Genomic DNA, 22,852 nt, shown 5'->3' on the forward strand with positions numbered 1-22,852 from the left:
TTTCTTTGGCGAAGCAAAGAAAGTGACTCGCCCGCCGGGGCGAATTCCCGGCTCCTGCGCCAAACAAACAGCAAGGCAAAAACAAGCGCCCAGTGCCCCCACCCCCACCCTCCCCCAGAGGGAGAGGGAGCAAGACCGCAGGGTGTCTCATGCGCCTCCGTGCCTGGCGAAGAACTCCCCGAAGATCTCTTCCTGCGTTGGCACGCGTTCCGGAATGGGCCGCGAGATGCGCGTGATGTTCAGGTAGTGCCGGTAGTTCATGTTCTCGGAGAAGTTGTTGCGGCCCCAGGTGCCGCAGCCCATCGACAGCGAGAAGGGCAGCCCGTTGTCGAAGCTGCCGCCGGTGGCGATGGCGTGGGCCTGGTCCACGATCACGCGCGACACCGGCAGGTGCAGGCCCAGGTGCATCGCGCGCTCCGGCCGCGTGCTGTGCAGGCCCACCGAGTGGCCCGCGCCCTGGTGGCCGTAGATGCGCTCGACGGTGGCGGCGGCGGTGTCGAAGTCGGGCACGGCGTAGAGCGCGAGCACCGGACTGAGCTTCTCACCCGAGTAGGGATGGTCGGGGCCCACGCTGTCTTCGTCGACCATCAAGGCGCGTGGGTTGCCTTCGGCGATGGCGAGCCAGCCCGAGCGGCCGGCCGCGTCCTGCGCGGCCGCGCGTTCGGCGATCTCGCGCGCCGACTTGCCGATCACCGCGCCCGAGAGCTTGCCGTCCGGCCACATGAGCGCCTGCAGCGCCTGTTTCTGCGCTGCATCGAGCAGCACCGCGCCGCGCTCCTGCAGGGCCGCGAGCAGGCGGGGGCGGATCGCGTCGACGATCACCAGGCTGTTCTCCGAGGAGCAACTGGTCGCGTTGTCGAAGGTCTTCGACAGCATGATGCGATCGGCTGCCAGCGCCGGGTCGGCCGTCTCGTCGACGATGCTTGCCACGTTGCCCGCGCCCACGCCGAAGGCCGGCGTGCCGCTGGTGTAGGCGGCGCGCACGTTGGCCTGCGAGCCGGTCGCCACCACCAGGTCGCACAGGCGCATCAGCTCGGCGGTGGAGGCCTTGCTGACCGGCGAGGGCAGCAGCTGCACCAGGTCGCGCGGCGCTCCGATGCGGTCGAACTGCGCGTGGATGAATTCGATCAGCCGCGCGGCCGTGCTCCAGCCCTTGGGCGAGGGTGCGACGATCACCGCGTTGCGGCCCTTGAGCGCGTTGATGATCTTGTTGGCCGGCGTCGCGCCCGGGTTGGTCGAGGGCGTGATCGCGCACACCACGCCCACCGGCCGCGCGATCTCGATGAGGCCGCGCGCCGGATCCTCCGCGATCACGCCGACCGTGCGCGTGCCCTTCAGGTCGCGCAGCAGGCCGAAGGTCTTGCGGTAGTTCTTGCGCACCTTGTCCTCGACGTTGCCGACACCGGTGTCGGCCACCGCCAGCTCGGCCAGCTCGCGGTTGCGCTGGGGCTCGATGATGGCCCAGCCGGCCGCGGCCACCGCCATGTCCACCTGCTCCTGCGTCCAGGTGTCGTAGATGCGCTGGGCCGCGCGCGCGCGGGCGACGAGGTCGGCCACGGGGCCGGTCGCTTCGGGATATTCGTTGTTTGCCATGGGTTGATATCTCTATGGGTGCCTGTTCAATCCACTCTGATGTTGGCTTCCTTGGCCAGCTTGTTCCAGCGCACGAGCTCGGTGGACACCACCTTGCCCAACTGCTCCGGCGTGCCGCCCACGCCTTCGCTGCCCTGCGCCAGCAGCTTGTCGCGGATCTCGGGCTCGCGCACCACCGTGTTCACCACGCGGTTGAGCTTCTCGATGGCAGCCTTGGGCGTCTTCGTCGGCACGAACATCGCGTACCAGGAATCGACTTCGAAATCGGCGATGCCGGCTTCCTGCATGGTCGGCACGTCCGGGAAGGCGGCGCTGCGCTTGACGGTGGAGACCGCCAGTGCCTTGAGCTTGCCCGCCTTCACGAACTGCGCGGCCGCGGGAATGGACACCCACAAGAGCGGCACCTGCCCGCCCATCACGTCCGTCACGGCCGGGCCGCCGCCGCGGTAGGGCACGTGGGTCATCTCGGTGCCGGTGCGCAGCTTCATGAGCTCGCCTGCGAGGTGCCCCGGCGAGCCGTTGCCCACGGTCGCATAGGACAGCGAGCCCGGCTTGGCTTTCGCCAGCGCGACCAGTTCAGCCACGTTGTTCGCCGGGAAGCTGGCGTTGGCCACCAGGATCTGCGGCAGCGAGGCCACCATCGCCACCGGCTCGAAGTCCTTCTGCGTGTCGAAGGGCAGCTTGGCGTAGATGGCCGGGTTGATGGTGTGCGAGGAGAGCGTGAACAGCACCGTGTAGCCGTCGGCCGCCGACTTGGCCGCGACCTCGGTGCCGATCGAGCCGGCCGCGCCGCCGCGGTTGTCGATCACCACCGGCTGGCCCAACTGCTGCTGGAAGCGTTCCTGCACGATGCGCGCGATCACGTCGGTGCCGCCGCCGGGCGGGTAGGGCACGATCAGCTTGATGGGTTTGCTCGGGTAGTCGGTGCCGTTCTGTGCCTGCGCCGCAAGTGGCGCGGCCAGCGCCGCCGCGGTCAGAAAGGCGGCGTGCAGCCAGGGGGCGAAGCGATTCATTCCAGTCTCCTTCTTGGGGGTGTCGTGATCGTCGTCGGCCCCGGGCCCACCCGGTAGCCCAGCGTGGCGCTGGCATCGCGCGCGCAGGCCATGACCTGCTCCGCGAGCCCGCGTGCCTGGGTGCGCGCGAAGCGGATCGAGGGCACGCTCATGCCCAGTGCAGCGATCGCTTCGCCGCGCGCGTTGAAGACAGGCGCGCCCAGCCCGCAGACGCCGAGCCGCCATTCCTCGCGGTTTTCGGCGTAGCCGCGCGTGCGCGTGCGCTCGAGTTCGGCCTGGAGCGCGTCGTAGTCGGTGATGCTGTGCGACGTGTGCGCCACCAGCGGGCCGAGGCGGGCGCGCAGCGCTTCCACGTCCGGCCGCGCCGCCGCCAGCAGGGCCTTGCCCGAGGCCACGCAGTAGGCCGCCGCCCGGCCGCCCACGCGCGAGTAGGCAGCCACCGGCAGCGGGCTGTCGAACTTGTCGAGGTAGACGATCTCGGCGCCGTCCAGCGCCGCCAGGTGGATGGTCTCGCCCGTGGCCTGCGCCAGCGCCGCCAGGTGCGGGCGCAGCAGGGCGCCGGTGTCGGCCACCTCGGACACCAGCGCACCCAGCTCGAACAGCCGCAGGCTAGGGCGGTAGGCGCTGGTGGCCGGGTCCTGCACCGCCCAGCCGCATTCCACCAGGGTCTGCAGCGTGCGGTGCGCATTGCTGCGCGCCATGCCGAAGGCCTGGGCCAGGTCGGTCACGCGGCAGTCGCGCTGCTGGCGCACCATCCATTCGAGGGCGGCGAGGCCCTTGGCGAGCGTGGAGTCCATCGGTCTGGCGTGCTGTTCTAAATATTAGAACATCGTTCGTAGATATGGAACAACTCTAGGTGCCGTATCCGGCGCTGTCAACCGGGCCGGCCATGAGCCCTTGTCGACGGCTGACCGTGCAAACTTCTCGAATCGTTCTGCTTTATAAGCAAAAAGATCTTGTATTCGACCAAAGTCGTAGGTCGAATGAATTCAAAGCCGGCACACTCGCGCGCTCGCTCCGGCCCTCGTGCCGGCCCGAAGAAAAAATCTGGAGGGATTGCGCGGATGGACTTGCACTGGCTCTACATGGGCGCCCTGGGGGGCGTCATCGGCATCGGCTGGCTGGTGGTCGTGCCGATGTACCGCGGCTGGACGCCGCTGAACAAGCGCATGAGCGATTGCGTCAAGGAATCGACCACGCTGCTTGCCGTTCTCGAGGAGGACCGCCGGGCGCTGCGTCCGTCGAAGGCCCCGAGGTCGCGCTTCTCCGTCAGCCTGCGCTGAAGCGCGAGTCCACAACGCCCGTGGCGCGGGGCTGGGTGGCGGAGCACTGGCGCGAGTGAGCGCACGGCGATCGGCGGCACGCCGGGCCGCGTTCGCCTAGTTCATTTGTCATGCCCGCCGGTGCCACCGGCCTGGGCGCTCTGTCCTGTGCAACTCAGGACGTTGAGCTCATGTAAACCTTTGTATGCATCTCTACAGTCATTCCCAAGGCAGGACGTCCGCCGGCGGTACCGGTCGGATCGCCTGCCGAAGAAAGGCTTGGACAGTTGCATGCGAACCGGCGAATCACTGGCGTCCCAAGGCATCGAACTGCTGACGGGAGAAGCAGGCGGCTCCTTCATGGAGTTTGCCCTGGTGGGTTCGCTGGTGCTCGTGTTCTGCACGCTGCTGCTCCTGGCCTGGCACAGGAATGCCTGAGGTCCGGCCACCGGACCCGCTGAGAGGAGTTGCCATGCAGGAATTTCACGCGTTGCTCGAGCTTCTGGCCATGCTGGTGTTCGACCCGCGCACCGCGGTGCTGATCGCCTTGCTGGTCATTGCGGGTGTCAGCGACTACCGCAGCTACCGCATCCCCAACTGGCTGACGTTCGGCGGCGCCACCTTCGCGTTGGTCTACAAGACCGTCACTGCCGTGTCGCCGGGTTCTGCCTTCCTGCTGGCCGCGGGCGGCCTCTTCGTCGGGTTCCTGGCGATGCTGCCGCTCTATGTGCTGCACGCGATGGGCGCGGGCGACGTGAAGCTGATGGCGATGGTCGGCGCCTTCCTCGGCGCGGACGAGGCCCTGCAGGCGGTGCTGTTCGCCTTCATCGCTGGCGGCGTCGGCGCGATCGGCTTCGCGCTCCTGAAGGGGCGCGTGGGCGTGTTGCTGCGCAACACCCGGGAGGTGCTCTTCAGCCTGGTCAGCCTGAGCGTGGCCGGTGTGCGCCCCGACGCACGGATGCACGCGGCCCGGTCCGCCGGAAGGCTTCCCTACGGCGTGTGCATCGCCATCGGAACGATCGGCTTCGTGCTGGGCCGGCAACTGGGTCTTCTGTAGAGCGGCACTCCCTCCCTCCCCACCATTTCTTCTGAGAGGCATTCCATGAGGAACATCAAGGCGATCGGTCTTCTGATCCTGGCGCTGCTGACCGGGTTGGCCGCCGCGGTCTATGCGACCGGTCTGATATCGCAGCAGGGAAGCATCGCTTCCAACAAGGTGGTCGTCGCGGTGGTCGACATCGAACTGGGCAGCCGCATCAATGCGCAGATGCTGTCGACGGTCGACTGGCCCAGCGGCTCGATGCCAGCGGGCGCCTTCAAGGAGATGAAGGACGTGCAGGACCGCGTCGCGAAAGTCGGCCTGCTGCGCGGCGAGGCCATCCTCGAAGGCAAGCTCGCGCCGGTCGGCACGCAGGGCGGCCTGTCCGCCGTCATCGCCCCCGGCAAGCGGGCCATGACCGTGCGCGTCAACGACGTAGTGGGCGTCGCCGGTTTCGCGCTGCCGGGCAACTACGTCGATGTCGTCGTCAACGCCCAGCAGGACAGGGGCAAGGGCGAGCAGGGCCCGCAGATCAGCAAGACCGTGCTGGAGCATGTGCTGGTGCTGGCGGTGGCGCAGGAGGCCGGCCGCGACGACACCAAGCCGAAGGTGGTGAGCGCGGTGACGCTGGAGCTTTCGCTCGAGGACTCCGAGAAGCTCGACTTGGCGCGCAGTGTCGGCACCCTGTCCCTGGTGCTTCGCAACCAGGTGGACAAGGACAAGGTCGAGACGGCTGGCATCACCAAGAGCCAGCTGTTCGGAGAGAAGGCCATCGTGCCCGTGTCGACCGCCGCGCCCGCCGCTGCGCCGAAGCCGCGCGGACTCGCCGCCAGGCCGGCGCCCGCCGTGGAATGCGTCGAGGTGATCCAGAACTCGGCCCGTTCGCTCAACTGCTTCTGAAGTCGAGGAGAAATCCAAGTGCACAGCAAGAACACCATTGCCCTGGCGCTCGCCGCGTTTGCATGGGCCGGCGCTTCCAGCGCGCAGACTCCGCCTGCTGCGGTGCAGGCACCCCCCGCCCCCGCAGCGCAGGCACAGGCCCCGGCCGCCGCCCCGAGCCCGCGGCGCTGCACTTCCATCACCTCCGACAGCGAGCCGACGCAGGTCACGCTCGGCAAGTCGACCGTCATCCCGCTGCGGACCCGCGTGGCACGCATCCTGGTCAGCGGCCAGCCGGGGGCGGCCCGGGCGGCTGCGGCAGCACCGGCACCCGGTGCGGCGCCGTCGCCCGCACCCCAGGCCGGCGCGGGCGACGGCGTGGCGGACATGGAGGTGATGCTGCTCAGCCCGACCGACCTGTTCTTCCGCGGCAAGACGGCCGGCTCGATGAACGTCGTGCTGCAGAGCGCCGACGGCGCCTGCTTCATCAAGGACGTGATCGTCACGATCGATTCTGGCGCGTTGCAGGCCAAGCTGGCCGAGCTGATGCCTGAGGAGCGCGGCATCCGGGTGAGGGGCGCGGAAAAGACCATCGTTCTCACCGGCGAGATCACCGACCCGCTGAAGCTCGACGACGTGATGAGCCTGGCCACCGCCTATGGCGGCGACGGCAAGAAGGTGGTGAACCTGTTGCGCGTGATGACGCCGCAGCAGGTCATGCTCGAAGTCAAGATCGCCGAGGTCAGCAAGACACTGCTCGACAAGCTGGGCTCGCGGATCGCGCTGGCCCGGTCCGGCAGCGGTGGGCGGGACCAGTACTCGCTCATCTCCAATTTCCTGAGCAACGGCAACGCGCTGGCCGAGGCGCTGCGCATCGGCAGGACGGCCGTCACGATCGATGGCCAGAAGGACGACGGCCTGGTGCGCGTGCTGGCCGAGCCCAACATCATGGCCATCAGCGGGCAGCAGGCGAGCTTCCTGTCGGGCGGCAAGATCTTCATCCCGGTGTCCCAGACCAGCAACTTCGGCGTGCCCACCATCACGCTGGAGGAGAAGGAGTTCGGCATCGGCGTGAAGTTCACACCCACCGTGCTCGGCGGCAGCCGGGTCAACCTGAAGATGGTGTCCGAGGTCTCGGACCTGTCGCAGACCGGCTCGCCCTTCACCAGCGTCGGCGGCGTGACCGCGGTCCTGCCCTCGCTCACGGTGCGGCGCGCCGACACCACGGTGCAGCTCAACGATGGCCAGAGCCTGGTGATCGCCGGCCTGATCAAGAACAACGTGACGGAGGCGGTCAAGCGCTTTCCCGGCCTGGGCGAGGTGCCTGTGGTGGGCGCGCTGGCGCGCAGCACCGAGTTCCAGACCGACCAGACCGAGCTGTTGTTCGTGATCACGCCGCGCCTGGTCAAGCCGCTCGTCGAATCCCCCCGGCTGCCGACCGACAACCACGTGGTGCCCAGCCGTGCGGAGGTCTACCTGAACGGCGCGCTGGAAAGTTCCACCCCGGCGCCGGCCGAGGACCGTCCCGCTTCCGAAGCCAAGTAAAGAGAGAACGCCATGACGCCAAGACTTCTTGCCATCGCAGCACTGGCCGGCCTGCTGGCGGGGTGTGCCTCGCCAACACCGAACTACGACAAGCGCTTCGGCGAAGCCGTGCGCGATGCGAAGAGAAAGATGACCGTCAATCCCGATGCGGGACGGAACACGGATCCGGCAGCCGGCATGGACGGCAGGGCCTCACGGGAGGCGATGGATCGCTACCACGATTCCTTCAAGGCGCCGCCGCCCGCGGTCAACGTGATCAACATCGGCGGCGCCATCGGCGGCGGTGGTAGCCGCTAGGCAGCCCGGACGCTTGCATGAATTCATGAAGAAAGGAGCTGCCTTCGAAAGATAGAAATCATCGAACTGAACCAGCAACTCACATCCTTTTCATTTCAATCTCAAAGGTGAAAACATGAACCAATTTCTCGCTCGCACCCGCGACTTCCTCTCCACCTTCGCCAAGGACGAGGAGGGCGCACAGGTCATCGAATACGCGCTGATCATCGCCGTGGTCTCGATCGCGCTGGTGGTCGCGCTGAGGGCGCTGACGACCAACGGCGGCGGCTTCGGGACCTTCATCAACCGCGTTACTACCTGCCTGACGACGGCGAACTGCACCTGACGCGGGCGACCGCCGCCGCCGGTCACGCGCATCCCTTCGTGGCCGGCGGCAGCGCCGCTACCGGCGTCCATGCTCGAGATTCACCACTCATCAAAGGAAGAGGACATGCTCAAGAAGTTTCTCAGCGACGAGGAAGGCGCGCAGGTCATCGAATACGCGCTCATCATCGCGGCGATCTCCATCGTGCTGGTGCTGGCCCTCCAGCCCCTGCTGCTGGGCACCGGCATCGGAGCCCTGGTCACGCGCGTGGTCGACTGCCTGACGGGCACCTGTTCCTGAGGGGCCAGGAGAACTTCCATGCGCCGCGCCGCATCCCTCCGTCGCCGCCAGGGTGGCGCCGTGATCCTCACGGCGGCCCTCATGCTGCTGTTCCTTCTCGGCTTCATGGGCATTGCGATAGACATCGGCCATCTGTTCGTCGTGAAGACGGAGCTGCAGACGGCGATGGACAGCTGCGCCCTTGCGGCGGCGCAGGAGCTCGACGGCCAGGGCACCGCGCTGACCCGCGCAACCAACGCCGGCATGTCCGCCGGCAACATGAACCGCGTCAACATGCAGTCGACCTCCTGGAGCGGGCAGGGCAAGCTCACGGCGGCGAGCATCAGCTTCATGGACGCCGCCTACGCGCCGACCACGGCGCCGGCGAGCGCCAGGTACGCGCGTTGCCAGCACTCGCAGGCCAACATCGCCATGTGGCTGATGAAGGCCATGGGCGCCTTCTCGGGCGACACGGCCGGCAATCCCGACAGCCGCAGCGTGATGGCGACGGCCGTGGCGACCCGCGCCAGCGCGCAGACCACCTGTCCGATCCCTGTCGCGATCAAGCCTAAGCCAGGCGGGACCGCGCCGAACTATGGCTTCGACGTGGGCGACTGGGTCACCCTGATCAACCAGCAGAACGCGGCTCAGGGTGGCGAGATCGGCTGGGCCAACCTGGATGGCTCCAACAGCGCGTCCGAGACCGAGGCCGAGCTGAGCGGGCGATGCGGAACGCGCGTCGGTGACACGCTCGGAACGCCCGGCGTCCAGACCTCGGTGGCCGACGTATGGAACGCGCGCTTCGGCATCTACAAGAACACCAGCGGCCCCAGCCAGGATCCGCCCGATCTCACGGGCTACGCCTACACCACGACCAATTGGCCGGCCGGTCGCAATGCCTACGACGGTGCCTCGGGCGCGGGGGCCCCCGCCAGCGCGCAGAACTTCGTCACCAAGCGCGCGGCCTTCGCTTCGTGCGCCGACACCGGCACCAATGTCAAGGGGGCGAACAGCTGTGAATCCATCACCGGCCTGTCGTTGAACAGCTTCCAGAAGCTGGCGGCGCCGGGCAACGTCTCGGGCGGGCACATGCAGTACGGCCGCAATCGGCGGATCGTCATCGTGCCGGTGATCAATGGCGCCAGCCAGGTCATCGACTACGCGTGCATGTTCATGCTGCAGCCGCTGTCGATCCCGATGACGAACACCCAGCTCGAGTACCGGGGGAACGCGAGTGCGGCGGGTAGTCCCTGCACGACGAACGGCCTGCCCGGCGGCGCGGCGGGGCCCCTGGTCCCGACCCTCGTGAGGTGACCGCCATGAAGACCCGCATCCGGCAAAAAGGCGTGGCGCTGGTGGAGCTGGCGCTGATCATCCCCTTCCTGCTGCTGCTGACCTTTCTCACGACCGAGTTCGGCCGCGCAATGTACGAATACAACGCGGTCACCAAGTCGACGCGCGATGCGGTGCGCTACCTGTCCTTCCAGACGCCGGGCACGCACATCGCCGAAGCGCGCAACCTCATCGTCTACGGCAACACCGCCGGCACCGGCACGCCACTGGCGCGCGGCCTGAGCCTCGCCAACGTGCCCGCGGGCAGCTGCTGCACCTGGCAGGCCACGGGCAGCAACCCGGTGGTCAACACCGTGACCGTTCGGGTCAGCAGCTATGCCTTCCGTTCGATGTTCCCCAGCGTGATGGGGCGCGCCTTCGGCGATGCCAACGGCGACATCGTCTTCGGCGACATCACGGCCACCATGAGGGCACCGGCATGAACAGCAACCAAAGACAACGCGGCGCCACGACCGTCGAGTTCGCCCTCGGGCTGGTCCTTTTTCTCACCTTCGTTCTCGGCATCGTGGACTTCAGTCGCATGCTCTTTACCTGGAGCGCGGCGCAGGAAGCCACCCGCGCGGGCGCACGCTATGCGGTGGTCTGCGACGACACCCTGCACCAGGCCCAGGTGCTGGCGAAGATGCAGGCCATGCTGCCGCAGATCAGCACCATCAACGTGGCCTGGCTGCCCAGCGGCTGCACGAGCGCGACCTGCGAAGGCGTCACTGTGACGGTCACCGGGCTCAACTACCAGTGGATCTCGCCCATCGCGGGCCTGGCCGCACGGGCCCCGATCGCCATGCCGACCTTCTCCACCTTCCTGCCTCGGGAAGTCATGCGGCAGGACCCCAACAGCGCTTCCATTTGTTCTTGACCGGGAGTATCACGATGAAGATCGCCATCATTTCTCCCAACACCCACCATCTCCAGGAGATGGGCAGGGTGCTGGAGGCCCTGTCGCACGCGGTCGTGCTGGTCGAGGGCGGCAAGAGCCGGATGCGCCAGGTGGCCGAGCAGGAGCAGCCCGAGCTCATGATCGTGGACGGCATGTGCTGCGATCCCAACGAGCTCGCGCTGGTCGAGTACATCTCCACCCACCACCCACGGATCGCAGTCATCCTGCTGTGTGCCATGCAGACGCCGGAGTTCCTGATCAACTCCATGCGCGCCGGGGTGCGCGAGGTGCTGCCTTCGCCGGTGAACCCATCCGCTCTCGAAGCCGCGGTGAACCGCCTGGCGACCAAGCTCGCCGGCCTGCGCGGCCAGAGCACCGGCCAGGTGCTGGCCTTCATGCCCTGCAAAGGCGGCAGCGGCGCCACCTTCCTCGCGACCAACCTGGGCTGGCAGCTGGCCGAGTCGAAGTCGGTGCTGCTGGTCGACCTGGACCTGCAGTTCGGCAGCGCGCTCTCGTACGTGAACGACAGCCGCCCGGGCTCGACCATCGCGGACGTAGCCCTCGACATCAGCCGGCTCGACGCCTCCTTCCTCGCTGCGAGCGCGGTCAAGGTCGCGCCGAACTACGGCATCCTGGCCGCGCCGGAGGACCCGTCGAAGGCGATGGAGGTCAAGCCGGAGCACGTCGATGCCATCCTCGGCCTGGCGGTGGCGCACTACGACTTCGTGCTGCTCGACGTCGGGCGCGTGCTCAACACGCTGGTGATCCGGGCACTCGACCGCGCGCATCGCATCTACCCGGTGCTGCAACCCGGGTTGCCCCACATCCGCAATGCAGCCCGGCTCATGGGGGTGTTCAAGTCCCTCGGCTATTCCGCGAACAAGATCGAGTTGATCGTCAACCGCTTCGAGAAGGCCGGCGAGATCGGCCTCGGCGACATCCGGCGCACGCTGGGCTCAGTGAACCTGCTCACGGTCCCGGAATGTGGCAAGGACGTCAACGCCTCGATCAACCGCGGCGTGCCGCTGGCAGAGCTGTCGCGTTCGAACCCGGTGAGCCGGATGCTGGCCGACCTGGCGCTCTCGCTCAGCCCGCGGCAGGAAGAAAGCCCCAGCCTCTTCGACCGGCTGTTCCGCCGGGCCTGACCGCCGCTCCCCATCCTTCTCAACCCGCAGGGCCATACCATGTCATTCCGGGAAATTCTGAATGCCGCCGCGCTCGAACCCATCGAGCGGTCCGCCGAGCGGCGCGCCGCCGAAACCTACGACAGGAATCCGGTCGCCTCGGACAGCTACAAGGCTCTGAAGGGCCGCATGCACCTGAAGCTGCTCGAGAAATTCGATCTCACGGCGCTCGAGACGCTCGCGCCCGAGGTGCTGCGGCAGGAGATCTCCGCCATGGTCACGCGCTTGTTGCAGGAGGAGCAGGCCGCCATCAACGACATCGAGCGCCGCACGCTGATCCGCGACATCCAGCACGAGATGCTGGGCTTCGGCCCGATCGAGCTGCTGATGGCCGACCCCACGGTGTCCGACATCCTGGTCAACTCCTACGAGCAGATCTATGTCGAGCGCAGGGGCAGGCTCGAGCTCACCAACGTGAGCTTCACCGACGAGAAGCACCTGCTGCGCATCATCGACAAGATCGTCTCGCTCGTCGGCCGGCGCATCGACGAATCGAGCCCGATGGTGGATGCGCGGCTGCCCGACGGCTCGCGCGTCAACGCGGTGATACCGCCGGTCGCGCTGGACGGGGCGATGATGTCGATCCGGCGTTTCGCCCACATTCCGCTTCGAATGAACAACCTGGTCGAGGACCTCAAGAGCCTGACGCCGCAGATGGCGACCATGCTCGAAGGCCTGTGCAAGTCCAAGATCAACATGCTGATCTCGGGCGGCACCGGCGCCGGCAAGACCACGCTGCTGAACATCCTCTCCGGCTACATCCCGGAGGCGGAGCGCATCGTGACCATCGAGGATGCGGCCGAGCTCCAGTTGCAGCAGCCGCACGTGATCCGAATGGAGACGCGCCCCGCGAACATCGAGGGCAAGGGCGAGATCACGCAGCGCGCGCTGGTGCGCAACGCGCTGCGGATGCGGCCGGACCGCATCGTGATCGGCGAGGTGCGCGGCGCCGAGGCCTTCGACATGCTGCAGGCGATGAACACCGGCCACGAAGGCTCGCTCACCACCATCCATGCCAACACGCCGCGCGATGCGGTGGCCCGGCTGGAGAACATGATCGGCATGGCCAACCTGAACCTGCCGCACAAGGCGGCGCGCTCGCAGATCGCCTCGGCCATCACCGTGGTGATCCAGGCGCTGCGGCTGATCGACGGCCGGCGCAAGATCACCAGCATCCAGGAGATCACCGGCATGGAGGGCGAGGTGGTCACCATGCAGGAGATCTTCGCCTTCAAGCAGACCGGCGTAGGTGCGGACGGCCAGGTGCAGGGCTATTTCCACGCCACCGGCGTTCGGCCGAAGTTCGCCGAGCGGCTGCGCGCATTCGGCTTCGCGCTGCCGGATGCGATGTTCGACCCCTCCAAGCGCTACGAGTAGAAGGAGCCTCGCCATGGCGGAACACATCGGAGGCAACGGCTACCTGGTCATCTCGGTGCTGGTCTTCGTGACCGTGCTGCTGCTGCTGGAGGCCGCGTACCTGGTCTGGCGCAACTACAAGGGCCCGGAAGCGCGCAAGATCGAGGAGCGGCTGCGCGCTCTGTCGGCCTCGGTCGACAGGAGCGCGCAGGCGCAGTTGCTGAAGGAGCGCATGCTCAGCGACGTGCCGGCGCTCGAGCGGCTGCTCCTGAGCTTCCCCCGGGCGCACTATCTCGACCGCATCATTCTCCAGGCCGGCCTGGAGTGGACCGTGTCCCGGCTACTGCTGTCCTGTGCTGTCGTCGCGGTCTTCGCATTCGCCGCCATGGCGCTGCTGCTGCACCAGGCGCCAATGCTGGCCGCCGCGGCCGGTGCGCTGCTTGGCGGGCTTCCGCTGCTGTACGTGCAGTACAAGCGCAGCCGGCGGCTGGTGCGCCTGCAGCAGCAGTTGCCCGAGGCGATCGACCTCGTGACCCGCGCGCTGCGCGCCGGCCACTCCTTCGGCTCGGGCCTGCAGATGATCGGCGAGGAGATGGCAGAGCCCATCGCGAACGAGTTCCGCATCGTGGCCGACGAGGTGAACTTCGGGGTGTCGCTGCAGCAGGCGCTGACGAACCTGAGCGAGCGCATCCCGCTGACCGACCTGCGCTATTTCGTCGTCGCAGTGATGATCCAGCGCGACTCGGGCGGCAACCTGACCGAGGTGCTGAGCAACCTCAGCCGCCTGATCCGCGAGCGCCTGAAGCTGCTGGCGAAGGTGCGGGTGCTTTCCTCCGAAGGGCGGTTGTCGGGCTGGATCCTGGTCGTGATGCCCTTCGCGCTGGGTGGGGTCATGAGCCTGCTGAACCCGGAGTTCATGTCGGTGCTGTGGACCGACCCGATCGGCATCGCGATCATCAAGTACATGCTCGGCCTCATGGCCGTCGGCGTGCTGATCATGCGCAAGATCGTCCGCATCCGCGTGTAGGGGGTACGACATGCTGCTGTTCTCCACGCTCGTGTTTCTTGCCGTGAGCCTCGGGCTCGCGGGAGTGTTCGTCTGGCTGGCGCCCAGCAGGACCGGACAACGGCTGCAGGCCTTGTCGGACGCGCCGAGGCCTTCGCAATGGGCAGAGACCATGGTCAAGGTCGTGGGCCCCTTCGCCCAGCTGTCCTCGCCCACGGGCGAAGACGATGCCTCGCCCCTGCGCTTGCGCTTCCTCAACGCCGGCATCCGGCACGAGGATGCGCAACTGGTCTATTTCGGCCTCAAGACGCTGCTGCCCCTGCTGTTCGCCGGCGGCGCGGCGCTCGCGCTGCGGACCTCGGGCGCGGGCGTCGACCTGAGCTTCGTGCTGAACCTGGTGCTGGCAGCCCTGGTGGGCTGCTATCTGCCCAACCTCGTCCTCGCGCTGAGGATTCGCGGCCGCAGGCGCGAGATCTTCGAAAACTTTCCCGACGCCGCCGACCTCATGCTGGTCTGCGTCGAGGCCGGCCTGGGGCTGGACGCCGCGCTCGTCAAGGTCACGGAGGAGATCCGGATGAAGAGCCTCGCGCTGGCGCAGGAACTGCATTGGACCAACCTGGAAATGAGGGCCGGCGGGACACGCGAAAAATCGCTGCGCAACCTGGCGCTGCGCACGGGCGTCGAGGAGATCGGCACCTTCGCGACCATGCTGACGCAGGCGGACCGCTTCGGCACCAGCATCGGCGATTCGCTGCGGGTGTTCTCCGACGACCTGCGCCACAAGCGCCAGGTGCGCGCCGAGGAAAAGGCCGCCAAGGTGCCGACCAAGCTGCTGGTGCCGCTGGTGCTGTGCATCTTCCCGTCGATCATCATGGTCATCCTCGGGCCGGCGGCGATCCAGATCATCCGCACCATCCTTCCGATGCTGGCGGGGCAGTAGCCGGTGCGCAGTTCCTGGGCGACATGCCCATCTTCAGAAAGGCCCGTCCCGCGATGAAAGCAACGATCGATGTCCGCGCGGCAATGCCCGCGTCGGGAACCTGGGGGCTGTCGTGGCCGCTCATCGTGTGGATGTGCACGGTCGCGGTCCTGATCGCATCCCATCCGAACCTGGTGCTTCGGGACGCAGACACCTACTGGCACCTCGCCGCCGGCCGCTGGATCCTGGAGCATGGCTCCGTACCGACCGTCGACGCCTTCTCGCACTCGATGCCTGGCGCACCATGGACGGCGTTCGAGTGGCTGTCCGAGCTCGTGATGGTGGGCGTTCATCGACTGGCCGGTTGGGCCGGGCTGGTCACCTTGGCTGTCTCGTGCTTCGGCCTTGTGCTTTCGCTGCTGATGCGATTTCTGCTGGCCCGCATGGAGCCGGTCCATGCGCTGCTCTTCACGGGGCTGGCCGCCGGCATGATGCTGACGCACCTGCTTGCGCGGCCGCACGTGATGGCGTGGGTGCTGCTGGCGCTGTGGATGTCCGCGCTGGTGAATGCGGCGGAAGCGCGCCGCGGCCCGCCATGGTGGCTGCTCGGCGTGATGCTCCTGTGGGCCAACATGCATGGCAGTTTTCTGCTGGGCCTGGTACTGGGCTGCGGTATCGCCCTGGATGCAGTGCTCGCGCATCCCCCTGGCAAGCGCACGGCGGCGGCCATGCCGTGGGTGCTGTTCGCAGCGCTTTCCATGGGAGCTGCGTTGCTGACGCCCAGCGGTTGGGGCGTGCTCGCGCATGCGGTCTACATCATGCGGATGGAGGTCGCTCTCGCCGTCATCGCCGAGTGGCTGTCGCCGGATTTCCAGCGAGGGAACCCTCTGGAGCCGTGGCTGCTCCTGGTACTGGCCCTTGCGCTTTGCGGCCGGGTGCGCCTGCCGTGGCTGCGCCTGGTGCTCTTGCTCGGACTGGTGCACCTGGCGCTGAAGCACCAGCGGAACGTATCGATGTTGGGGCTCGTCGCGCCGTTCCTGATGGCCACCCCGTTCGCGCGGCACTGGTACGCTGCGCAGAGGCCGATGCGAGATGCGCAAGTCCTCGACCGGTGGTTCCTGTCCCTGGCCGCGCCGGCACGGCCGGTCGCCATTGCCGTGTGTGTGTGTGTGGCTGCGCTATTCGCCGCCGCATCCCTGCATCTGCGTCCGCCTACGCCTCAGTCCCTGATCACACCCAGGGCTGCGATCGATGCCGCCAAGGCAGCTGGTGCCCAAGGCCATGTGCTGAATGACTACATCTTCGGAGGCTTCCTGATCCACGAAGGCATTCCGGTGTTCATCGACGGTCGGGCGGACATGTATGGCGACGTCTTCGTCGAGAAGTTCATCGGCGCCCTCCGGGTCAAGGAGCGCAGGCAGTTCCTCGAGCTTCTGGACGAATACCGGTTTGGCTGGACCCTGCTCACTCCCGGGACACCCGCCATCGCGGTGCTCGACGGCCTGCAGGGCTGGCGCAGGGTCCATGCGGACGATACGGCCGTCGTCCATGTGCGTGTCGGCGCGCAACCTGCGCACTAGTGGTCTGTGACAGCCAATTCGGAAGTGCCTGCCACACCAACGACGTGCATGGCGGAGTCGCGCGCGGAGGGCGGGGCAATCCGCCTGGGCTACAGGCTCAGGATGGGGTGTTGCCCAGCTGGTGCTTCATCGCATAGACATACAGCTCCAGCCGGTTCGCGACACCCAGCTTCTGGTAGATCGAGCACAGGTGGTTGCGCAGCGTGTGCTCGGTGATGAAGAGCTTGTTCGCCAGTGCCTTGGTCGAGGCGCCGTTGCCCTGCACCACGGCGAAGATGATCTTGCGCTCCTTGCAGGTCAGGCTGGCCTGCTTCTCCGCCTCGGGATCGATGCGCGGCGCGCGGGCCGCCAGGAATTCGGTGAAGACCCGGCCCATCGTGTCCCCGTCCACGCACAGCTCGCCGCGGTGTACCCGCTCGATCGCCTGCAGGACCTGCTCCGCCGAGGCGTCCTTGCGCAGCACGCCGCGTGCGCCCTGCAGCACCGCCTGGTCCAGCGTGCCCTGCCGGCGCTCGCCGGTCAGGACCAGCGCGCGCGAGGCGGTGTTCGACAGCAGGCCGGGCAGGATGTCCAGCGCGCTGCGGCCATCCAGGTCCAGGTCCAGCAGGATCACGTCGGGCGCCAGGTGGCCGGCCTGCGCGAGTGCCTCGTCGCAGCTGCGGGCGGTGCCCACCACGCGCATGCGCGGCTGCTCGCCGTCGATCAGCCGGGACAGGCCCCACAGCATGGTCTGGTGATCATCCACCACCATGACGCCGATGGTCTTCTGCGCTGCTTGCATCGTTTTCCTCCTCCTGCCTATATGGGAATCTCGACCTGCACCGAGGTGCCGCCGCCGTCGCCGCGCCGCACGCGGGCCCGGCCGCCGAGCGCGCCGGCGCGCTCGGAGATGGAGCGCGGCAGGAACTCGAAGAACTGGTTGCCGTCGGCCTCGTTGTCGATCTGAAGTTTCAGCAGACCGTCCGTGCATTCCAGCCGGACGGCGCCGCAATGGGCGAGGGTGTGCTTGCAGATGTTGGCAAGGCCTTCGCGAACGATCTGCAGCACCTCGGCCGCCAGGCGGTCGTTGACCTGCAGCTCGCCTTCGATGCGCACCGCGATGTCGATGCCGTAGAAGTCGCGCACCCGGGCTGCCTGCTGCCGCAGCAGGGTGGGCACCACGAAATCCGTCCGGCCCGCACCGTTGCGCACCGCGCCCGCGTAGCGCCGCAGGTCGCCGATCACCTGGGTGGCCATTTCCTGCAGGCGGTCGAGGTCTTCCACCAGCGGGTTGTCGGCGGCCGCCTTGTTGCGCAGCGCGGCCAGGCCCATCTTCAGGCCGATGTACGGCTGGATGGCGGTGTCGTGCAGGTCGAGGGCGAACTTCTGCCGCTCCTGCGAAGCGGCGTCCGAGGCCATGCGGTCGAGCAGCTCGATGTTCTCGATCACCGGGAAGGCCTGTGCGCCGACCTGAGCCAGGAACAGCGCATCGCTGCGGCGGAAGTCCGTCGTCCTGGAGAGCACGTAGAGCCGGCCTTCGCTGCGGCACAGCGGCAGCGGAACGCTGATAAAAGAGCCGGTCTCCAGCAACTCCGCGAGGCCTTCGCAGGCTGCGCCGTGCTGGCGAATCCAACGGCCCGCGCGGCCGTCATGGGCCCAGGCGCCGGCGCGGAAGGGCAGGGCGGCCCAGGGCGCGCCGCGGAAGAGCACGGCGCTGTCATGTGCCGGCAGCGCCAGCAGCAGCGCGGCCGCTTCCGGCACGATGGCCGCGGCCTGGGGCGAGGCCGGCCGCTCGCCCGCGCGCAGCATCCGCAGCGAGCAGGCGCCGGATTCCTTGTCCCGCAGCACCAGCAGGCAACTGCTGTTCCCGAAGAAATGCTGCAGCCTCTGCAGGATGCCGGTGACCGTGTGGTCCACGCCGAAGCGGGGATTCGACAGGCGGCTGACCGCATGCAGCAGCGCCAGCCGGCGCCTGAGCTCCACCTTCGAGCGGCCCCAGTGGACGATCATGTAGCCGAGCGCCAGCAGGAAGGTGGCGCGCACCAGCAGACGGGGCAGGTTCTCCTCCAGGGTCGTGTCGATGCCGGAGGCCGTGAACAGGGCGACCGAGGCCAGCGTGACCCGGGCGCCCTCCTCGAAGCCCCAGCGGAAGGAGGCGACCAGGATCGCGAAGAAGAAGAACAGGAAGAAGGCGCTGTGCACGCCGCCGGTGAGCAGCACGATCAGCGTGTACCAGCCGAGGTCCAGCCAGTGGATCAGCCGGCCCTGTGAGAGCGGCGCTTCCCGCTCCGCATGAATGCAGACGACCAGGCTGTGCACGACATAGCCGAAGAAGGGCAGCCAGGCCGAGCCGCCCAGGTGACGCAGGTCGACGGAAGCTGCCAGCAGCGCGGACAGCGCGAGCACCAGGCGCATCCGAGCCACCCTCCGCGCGTCCCCTGCGTCGGCGCCCAGCCCTGCGTCGAGATCGACGGTCCTGTCCTGCCCTTGCTCCTGCCCCTGCATCCTGTGACCTCCTCCGCGGGATCGGCACCCTGCCGTCCCTCATATGTGAAGAAATCACAGATTACTACTTTTGTAAGCAAATAAATATTTGCGAGCGCTGCTGCATCCGATTGAGCGCAATAAGTCACGGCGGTTCGGGAAAGCCCGGAGGCCCCGGGCTCAGCGCGCCCGCGGCCCTGCCAGCAGCCCGATCAGGTCCGAGAACACCGCCCGCCCGGCCCCGGCCGCCAGGTCCAGCACGTGGCTGCGGCTGTAGTAGGGGCTGAGGTCCAACCCCACGCCCACACCTGCGATGCCGATGCGCCCGGCCCGCTCGTGCCGGTCCACCACGTCCTGCAGGTGGTGGTCGAGGTAGTGCGCGTCGTTGGCCAGGTTCGTCGCGCTGTCCATCGGCGAGCCGTCGGAGACCACCAGCAGCCGCTTGCGCTCCTCGCTGCGCGCGAGCAGGCGGGCGCAGGCCCAGTCCACCGCCTCGCCGTCGATGCCCTCGCGGAACAGATCGGCCTTGAGCAGGGCGGCGATGGAAGGGCGCGCGCGCCGCCAGGGTGTCTGCGCATCCTTGAAGACGATGTGGCAGCGCTCGTTGAGGCGCCCCGGGTGCGCGGGCCGGCCGGCGCGCTGCCAGTCTCGCCGCGCGCGGCCGCCGTTCCAGGCGCCGGTGGTGAAGCCCAGGATCTCGCTGGCGACGCCGGCCTGTTCCAGCGCGCGCGCCATCACGTCCACCAGCATTGCGAGAGCTTCGGCATGCTCCTTCATGGAGCCCGAGCAGTCGATCAGGAAACTCACCACGCAGTCAGCCGCCGGCTCGAGCCGCTCGGTGCGGAACAGCCGCCGCTCGGTCGGCGAGGCGATCAACTGCGCGAGCCGTCGGCCGTCGATGCGGCCTTCCTCCTGCGCGCCGTCCCAGCCCTCGCGCCGTGGCTCGGCCAGCAGCGCGCGCAGCTCGCGCGCGAGGCGGCCGATGTTGAGGCCCTGGGCGGCGACGCGGCGGTCCAGCCGCTCGCGGTATTCGGCCAGCAGCGCGCGCCGCACGAGGTCCGCGGCCTGGTGTTCGCGGTCGTAGGCGGTGGTGAAGACGCGGTAGGCGCCGCCCTCGCCCTCGAGCAGGGCGCTGCGGCCCGAGTCGGCGGCGGTGAAGCGCTCGATGATCTCGCGGTCCATGTCGGCGACCAGGCTGAAGACGCTGCGGCGGTCCTCGGTGTCGCTGTCGTCGGCGGCGTCGCCTTGCGCCTCGTCCGCGCCTGCGTCGTGCAGCATCGCGGCGACCGTGTGTGCGATGGACCGGGCATGCACGGCATAGGCTGCCTGGTCGGCGCGGTCGCGGCGCAGGCCCGCGAGTTCGTGGCCGATGCGCGGCGCCAGCGCGAAGCGGGTGGCCTCGAGCATGTCCTCGGTCTCCTCCACCACCTGCTGGCCGCAGACGCGGGCGCGGCAGATCTGCGCCACGGCGTAGAGCAGCAGGCCGCGCGCGGTGTCGGTCAGGCCCGAATGGTGGAAGGACAGTGACCACGCTTCGTGGCGGTGCCGCAGGTTGCGCTGCATGCCCGGCATGGCCTCGGGCGCGAGAGACTCCACGCGAAACTGCTCGAGCATCTCGAACAGCATGCGCTCCACCGGCTCCTCCGGGCGCAGGCGCGCATGCAGCTCGGCGTCGGAGGCGCGCAGTCGCAGCGCGAGCCCATCGGCGGTGCCGCGGAAGGAAGCGAAGTCGTCGGTTTCGGGCGAGGGATGCAGGTGCGGCGCGTACCAGGGCAGGGCCTGCCGGCCGCGGTGCAGGCGCCGGCCGCGGAAATGCAGGTCGGCCTCGCCGCTGTAGGCGCGCACGAAGCCCGCGCACAGCTCGTCGACCTCCTGCGCGTGCCGCACCTTGCGCTGGGCGTCGGTCATGGCGATGGCCTCACAGCTTGTCAGTGGTCCGAGAGCTGGTGCGATTCCTTCAGTTCCAGGTCGAAGCAGCGCTGGAAGTACTCCGCCACCAATGGCCGCTCGGCCTCGTCGCACTTGTTCACGAAGGACAGGCGCAGGGCCAGCGCCGGGTCGCGGAAGATCTCGACGTTCTCGGCCCAGCTGATGACGGTGCGCGGCGACATCAGCGTGGAGAGGTCGCCGGCCGCGAAGCCTCTGCGGGTGAGTTCGGCCACTGCCACCATCCTCCGCACCATGGCGTGGCCGGTTTCGTTGCGCATCGAAGGCACACGCGCCTGGACGATCGCGATCTCTTCTTCGGTTGGCAGGTAGTCGAGCGAGGCCACGATGTTCCAGCGGTCGATCTGCGCGTGGTTGAGCCGCTGCGCGCCGTGGTAGAGGCCGTTGAGGTTGCCCAGCCCCACCGTGTTGGCGGTGGCGAACAGGCGGAAGAAGGGATGCGGTTGCAGCACCCGGTTCTGGTCCATCAGCGTGAACTTGCCATCGCGCTCCAGGATGCGCTGAATCACGAACATCACGTCGGGCCGGCCGGCGTCGTACTCGTCGAAGATCAGCGCCACCGGCCGTTGCAGGGCCCAGGGCACGATGCCTTCCTGGAATTCGGTGACCTGCTGACCCTCGCGCAGCACCACGGCGTCCTTGCCGACCAGGTCGAGGCGGCTGATGTGGCCGTCGAGGTTGAGCCGCACGCAGGGCCAGTTCAGCCGCGCCGCCACCTGCTCGATGTGGGTGGATTTGCCGGTGCCGTGCAGCCCCTGCACCATCACCCGCCGGTCGCGCATGAAGCCGGCCAGGATGGCCAGCGTCACGTCGGGGTTGAAGCGGTAGACCTCGTCGATTTCCGGCACGTGCTCGTCGCGCTCGGCGAAGGCGGGGGCCTTGAGGTCGCTGTCGATGCCGAAGGTCTGGCGCACGCTCAGCAAGCGCTCGGGTTTCAGGGCGGCGATGTCGGTCATGTCGGTGGTTCCCATCAGGCTTGCGCGCGGGCGTCGTCGTCGGCGTCGGCATCGATGCGCGAGAGGGCGAGGGCGGCGCGCTGCAGCGCGGGCAGCAGCTTCCTCGCCTTCTCCATGTCCATGCGCATCACCGGCGCCTGCACGGCGATGCACAGGTTGGATGGCCCGCTTTCACCCGGCACCAGCGCCGCGATGCACAGCAGGCCGGGCAGGAACTCCTCGTTGTCGAAGGCGCAGCCCTCCTTGCGCACGCGCTGCACCTCGCGCTCCAGCGCATCCAGGTCGGTCAGCGTCCTGGGCGTGTAGGCCTCCAGCGGCGCATGGGCCAGCAGGCGCCGGCGCTGGGCGGGGCTCATCTGCGCCAGGAACACCTTGCCGCTGGCCGAGCAATGCACCGGCACGCGCGAGCCCGGGTGCAGGTAGAAGCGCAGCGGCGCCGCAGTCTCGACGCGATCGAGGTACACCACCTCGCTGCCGGAGAGCGCGGTGAGGTTGCAGCTCTCGCCGATCTCCTCCACCAGCTGGCGCAGCACCGTGTGGCGCGCGCCGTGGTGGCTGTCGTTGAGCAGCAGGTTCTCGGCCAGCCGCCGCAGGCGCGAGCCGATGCCGTAGAGCCGGCTGTCGCCCTCGCGCTGCAGCAGGCCCGCCGTCTCCAGCTGCTGGAGCATGCGGTGCAGCGTGGGCTTGGGCAGGCCTGTTTCTTCCACCAGGTCCTGCAGCGCGTAGCGCCGGTCCTTGGCAGCGATCACCTCCAGCAGCGCGAACAGGCGCATGGTGGGGGTGTCGCCGTTCAACTCGGCGGCTTCGGGTTGGAGGCCATTGACGACTTTCATGGGCCGGATCATAGTCGTTTCAACAAAAAATGGGACAAGACGTACCGATTTTTGGAATTTTGTTTGACTCCATCCGGACAGAGCCCTATATTTCGCTGAAACGAATTCCGGAACCATTGGTTCCATCTTTTGAGACACCCTTGCGAACCCGCTTGACCCTCGACCCT

24 protein-coding genes are annotated in these 22,852 nt (G+C 67.9%); 16 read left to right on the top strand and 8 right to left on the bottom strand.

What is annotated here, in order from left to right; translation table 11 throughout:
- Positions 1-147: 147 nt before the first annotated feature.
- From sauS to A8M77_RS31660, 3 genes are read right to left on the bottom strand one after another with little or no spacing between them, the layout of a single operon-like run.
- Positions 148-1,593: an acylating sulfoacetaldehyde dehydrogenase gene (gene sauS / locus A8M77_RS31650; RefSeq protein ID WP_086925444.1), complete on the bottom strand. Its 1,446-nt coding sequence runs from the start codon at positions 1,591-1,593 to the stop codon at positions 148-150.
- A 26-nt stretch (positions 1,594-1,619) separates the two neighbouring features.
- The gene (locus A8M77_RS31655; protein ID WP_086925445.1) at positions 1,620-2,606 is read right to left on the bottom strand and encodes a tripartite tricarboxylate transporter substrate binding protein; all 987 of its coding nucleotides are present in this window, start codon (positions 2,604-2,606) and stop codon (positions 1,620-1,622) included.
- On the bottom strand, positions 2,603-3,403 hold the full coding sequence (locus A8M77_RS31660) for an IclR family transcriptional regulator (protein ID WP_086925446.1): 801 nt from the start codon (positions 3,401-3,403) through the stop codon (positions 2,603-2,605). The genes A8M77_RS31655 and A8M77_RS31660 overlap by 4 nt, the downstream gene beginning before the upstream one ends.
- 267 nt (positions 3,404-3,670) lie before the next feature.
- Between A8M77_RS31660 and A8M77_RS31665 the strand changes: the two genes are divergently transcribed.
- The 16 genes from A8M77_RS31665 to A8M77_RS31735 all read left to right on the top strand — a co-directional run bounded on the left by A8M77_RS31665 (position 3,671) and on the right by A8M77_RS31735 (position 16,486).
- A complete protein-coding gene (locus A8M77_RS31665; RefSeq protein WP_086925447.1) occupies positions 3,671-3,889 on the top strand; it encodes a hypothetical protein in 219 nt (72 codons plus the stop codon).
- Positions 3,890-4,159: 270 nt separating this feature from the next.
- Complete coding sequence (locus tag A8M77_RS36525) at positions 4,160-4,306, top strand: hypothetical protein (protein ID WP_192871707.1); 147 nt, start codon at positions 4,160-4,162, stop codon at positions 4,304-4,306.
- 34 nt (positions 4,307-4,340) lie between these two features.
- The gene (locus tag A8M77_RS31670; protein WP_086925448.1) at positions 4,341-4,925 is read left to right on the top strand and encodes an A24 family peptidase; all 585 of its coding nucleotides are present in this window, start codon (positions 4,341-4,343) and stop codon (positions 4,923-4,925) included.
- A gap of 45 nt (positions 4,926-4,970) precedes the next feature.
- Positions 4,971-5,807, top strand: a complete 837-nt coding sequence (gene cpaB, locus A8M77_RS31675) for a Flp pilus assembly protein CpaB (RefSeq protein ID WP_086925449.1) — start codon at positions 4,971-4,973, stop codon at positions 5,805-5,807.
- Between the two features lie 18 nt (positions 5,808-5,825).
- Entirely contained in the window at positions 5,826-7,331 is a 1,506-nt protein-coding gene (locus tag A8M77_RS31680; RefSeq protein ID WP_443273258.1) for a type II and III secretion system protein family protein, read from the top strand.
- Between the two features lie 12 nt (positions 7,332-7,343).
- Positions 7,344-7,628 carry a hypothetical protein gene (locus A8M77_RS31685; RefSeq protein WP_086925451.1) on the top strand — a complete coding sequence of 95 codons (285 nt, stop codon included), beginning with the start codon at positions 7,344-7,346 and terminating at the stop codon, positions 7,626-7,628.
- 115 nt (positions 7,629-7,743) lie between these two features.
- Positions 7,744-7,953: a Flp family type IVb pilin gene (locus tag A8M77_RS31690; RefSeq protein ID WP_086925452.1), complete on the top strand. Its 210-nt coding sequence runs from the start codon at positions 7,744-7,746 to the stop codon at positions 7,951-7,953.
- Positions 7,954-8,058: 105 nt separating this feature from the next.
- Positions 8,059-8,232 carry a Flp family type IVb pilin gene (locus A8M77_RS31695; RefSeq protein ID WP_086925453.1) on the top strand — a complete coding sequence of 58 codons (174 nt, stop codon included), beginning with the start codon at positions 8,059-8,061 and terminating at the stop codon, positions 8,230-8,232.
- An 18-nt stretch (positions 8,233-8,250) separates the two neighbouring features.
- On the top strand, positions 8,251-9,525 hold the full coding sequence (locus A8M77_RS31700; protein ID WP_086925454.1) for a pilus assembly protein TadG-related protein: 1,275 nt from the start codon (positions 8,251-8,253) through the stop codon (positions 9,523-9,525).
- Between the two features lie 5 nt (positions 9,526-9,530).
- Positions 9,531-9,986, top strand: coding sequence for a TadE/TadG family type IV pilus assembly protein (locus A8M77_RS31705; protein WP_086925469.1), 456 nt, complete (start codon positions 9,531-9,533; stop codon positions 9,984-9,986).
- Positions 9,983-10,420: a TadE/TadG family type IV pilus assembly protein gene (locus tag A8M77_RS31710; RefSeq protein WP_086925455.1), complete on the top strand. Its 438-nt coding sequence runs from the start codon at positions 9,983-9,985 to the stop codon at positions 10,418-10,420. The genes A8M77_RS31705 and A8M77_RS31710 overlap by 4 nt, the downstream gene beginning before the upstream one ends.
- 14 nt (positions 10,421-10,434) lie before the next feature.
- On the top strand, positions 10,435-11,586 hold the full coding sequence (locus tag A8M77_RS31715) for an AAA family ATPase (RefSeq protein ID WP_086925456.1): 1,152 nt from the start codon (positions 10,435-10,437) through the stop codon (positions 11,584-11,586).
- 39 nt (positions 11,587-11,625) lie between these two features.
- Positions 11,626-13,002, top strand: a complete 1,377-nt coding sequence (locus A8M77_RS31720; protein WP_086925457.1) for a CpaF family protein — start codon at positions 11,626-11,628, stop codon at positions 13,000-13,002.
- Positions 13,003-13,015: 13 nt separating this feature from the next.
- The gene (locus A8M77_RS31725) at positions 13,016-14,008 is read left to right on the top strand and encodes a type II secretion system F family protein (RefSeq protein WP_086925458.1); all 993 of its coding nucleotides are present in this window, start codon (positions 13,016-13,018) and stop codon (positions 14,006-14,008) included.
- A gap of 10 nt (positions 14,009-14,018) precedes the next feature.
- Positions 14,019-14,927, top strand: coding sequence for a type II secretion system F family protein (locus A8M77_RS31730; protein WP_086925459.1), 909 nt, complete (start codon positions 14,019-14,021; stop codon positions 14,925-14,927).
- Between the two features lie 53 nt (positions 14,928-14,980).
- A complete protein-coding gene (locus A8M77_RS31735; RefSeq protein ID WP_143694844.1) occupies positions 14,981-16,486 on the top strand; it encodes a hypothetical protein in 1,506 nt (501 codons plus the stop codon).
- 97 nt (positions 16,487-16,583) lie between these two features.
- On the opposite strand, the gene A8M77_RS31740 is transcribed toward A8M77_RS31735, so the two are convergent.
- The 5 genes from A8M77_RS31740 to A8M77_RS31760 all read right to left on the bottom strand — a co-directional run bounded on the left by A8M77_RS31740 (position 16,584) and on the right by A8M77_RS31760 (position 22,697).
- On the bottom strand, positions 16,584-17,267 hold the full coding sequence (locus A8M77_RS31740; protein ID WP_086925461.1) for a response regulator: 684 nt from the start codon (positions 17,265-17,267) through the stop codon (positions 16,584-16,586).
- A gap of 17 nt (positions 17,268-17,284) precedes the next feature.
- Positions 17,285-18,970: a sensor histidine kinase gene (locus tag A8M77_RS31745; RefSeq protein WP_086925462.1), complete on the bottom strand. Its 1,686-nt coding sequence runs from the start codon at positions 18,968-18,970 to the stop codon at positions 17,285-17,287.
- Between the two features lie 159 nt (positions 18,971-19,129).
- Positions 19,130-20,857 (bottom strand): cobaltochelatase CobT-related protein, encoded by a 1,728-nt coding sequence (locus tag A8M77_RS31750; protein WP_086925463.1) that lies wholly within the window; start codon positions 20,855-20,857, stop codon positions 19,130-19,132.
- A gap of 20 nt (positions 20,858-20,877) precedes the next feature.
- Complete coding sequence (locus A8M77_RS31755; RefSeq protein ID WP_086925470.1) at positions 20,878-21,852, bottom strand: AAA family ATPase; 975 nt, start codon at positions 21,850-21,852, stop codon at positions 20,878-20,880.
- 14 nt (positions 21,853-21,866) lie between these two features.
- Positions 21,867-22,697: an IclR family transcriptional regulator gene (locus tag A8M77_RS31760; protein WP_086925464.1), complete on the bottom strand. Its 831-nt coding sequence runs from the start codon at positions 22,695-22,697 to the stop codon at positions 21,867-21,869.
- Between the last annotated feature and the right edge of the window lie 155 nt (positions 22,698-22,852).

It is taken from the genome of Variovorax sp. JS1663 (genome assembly GCF_002157355.1).
Taxonomy (GTDB): Bacteria; Pseudomonadota; Gammaproteobacteria; order Burkholderiales; family Burkholderiaceae_C; genus Variovorax.

Bases quoted from the DNA above. Each gene is read 5' to 3' on its own strand.
- A8M77_RS31740 (WP_086925461.1), bottom strand. From the start codon at position 17,267: ATGCAAGCAGCGCAGAAGACCATCGGCGTCATGGTGGTGGATGATCAC.
- A8M77_RS31705 (WP_086925469.1), top strand. From the start codon at position 9,531: ATGAAGACCCGCATCCGGCAAAAAGGCGTGGCGCTGGTGGAGCTGGCG.
- A8M77_RS31655 (WP_086925445.1), bottom strand. From the start codon at position 2,606: ATGAATCGCTTCGCCCCCTGGCTGCACGCCGCCTTTCTGACCGCGGCG.
- A8M77_RS31745 (WP_086925462.1), bottom strand. From the start codon at position 18,970: ATGCAGGGGCAGGAGCAAGGGCAGGACAGGACCGTCGATCTCGACGCA.
- A8M77_RS31725 (WP_086925458.1), top strand. From the start codon at position 13,016: ATGGCGGAACACATCGGAGGCAACGGCTACCTGGTCATCTCGGTGCTG.
- A8M77_RS31665 (WP_086925447.1), top strand. From the start codon at position 3,671: ATGGACTTGCACTGGCTCTACATGGGCGCCCTGGGGGGCGTCATCGGC.
- A8M77_RS31660 (WP_086925446.1), bottom strand. From the start codon at position 3,403: ATGGACTCCACGCTCGCCAAGGGCCTCGCCGCCCTCGAATGGATGGTG.
- A8M77_RS31685 (WP_086925451.1), top strand. From the start codon at position 7,344: ATGACGCCAAGACTTCTTGCCATCGCAGCACTGGCCGGCCTGCTGGCG.
- A8M77_RS31695 (WP_086925453.1), top strand. From the start codon at position 8,059: ATGCTCAAGAAGTTTCTCAGCGACGAGGAAGGCGCGCAGGTCATCGAA.
- sauS (WP_086925444.1), bottom strand. From the start codon at position 1,593: ATGGCAAACAACGAATATCCCGAAGCGACCGGCCCCGTGGCCGACCTC.
- A8M77_RS31755 (WP_086925470.1), bottom strand. From the start codon at position 21,852: ATGACCGACATCGCCGCCCTGAAACCCGAGCGCTTGCTGAGCGTGCGC.
- A8M77_RS36525 (WP_192871707.1), top strand. From the start codon at position 4,160: ATGCGAACCGGCGAATCACTGGCGTCCCAAGGCATCGAACTGCTGACG.
- A8M77_RS31750 (WP_086925463.1), bottom strand. From the start codon at position 20,857: ATGACCGACGCCCAGCGCAAGGTGCGGCACGCGCAGGAGGTCGACGAG.
- A8M77_RS31720 (WP_086925457.1), top strand. From the start codon at position 11,626: ATGTCATTCCGGGAAATTCTGAATGCCGCCGCGCTCGAACCCATCGAG.
- cpaB (WP_086925449.1), top strand. From the start codon at position 4,971: ATGAGGAACATCAAGGCGATCGGTCTTCTGATCCTGGCGCTGCTGACC.
- A8M77_RS31715 (WP_086925456.1), top strand. From the start codon at position 10,435: ATGAAGATCGCCATCATTTCTCCCAACACCCACCATCTCCAGGAGATG.
- A8M77_RS31700 (WP_086925454.1), top strand. From the start codon at position 8,251: ATGCGCCGCGCCGCATCCCTCCGTCGCCGCCAGGGTGGCGCCGTGATC.
- A8M77_RS31710 (WP_086925455.1), top strand. From the start codon at position 9,983: ATGAACAGCAACCAAAGACAACGCGGCGCCACGACCGTCGAGTTCGCC.
- A8M77_RS31730 (WP_086925459.1), top strand. From the start codon at position 14,019: ATGCTGCTGTTCTCCACGCTCGTGTTTCTTGCCGTGAGCCTCGGGCTC.
- A8M77_RS31735 (WP_143694844.1), top strand. From the start codon at position 14,981: ATGAAAGCAACGATCGATGTCCGCGCGGCAATGCCCGCGTCGGGAACC.
- A8M77_RS31670 (WP_086925448.1), top strand. From the start codon at position 4,341: ATGCAGGAATTTCACGCGTTGCTCGAGCTTCTGGCCATGCTGGTGTTC.
- A8M77_RS31690 (WP_086925452.1), top strand. From the start codon at position 7,744: ATGAACCAATTTCTCGCTCGCACCCGCGACTTCCTCTCCACCTTCGCC.
- A8M77_RS31760 (WP_086925464.1), bottom strand. From the start codon at position 22,697: ATGATCCGGCCCATGAAAGTCGTCAATGGCCTCCAACCCGAAGCCGCC.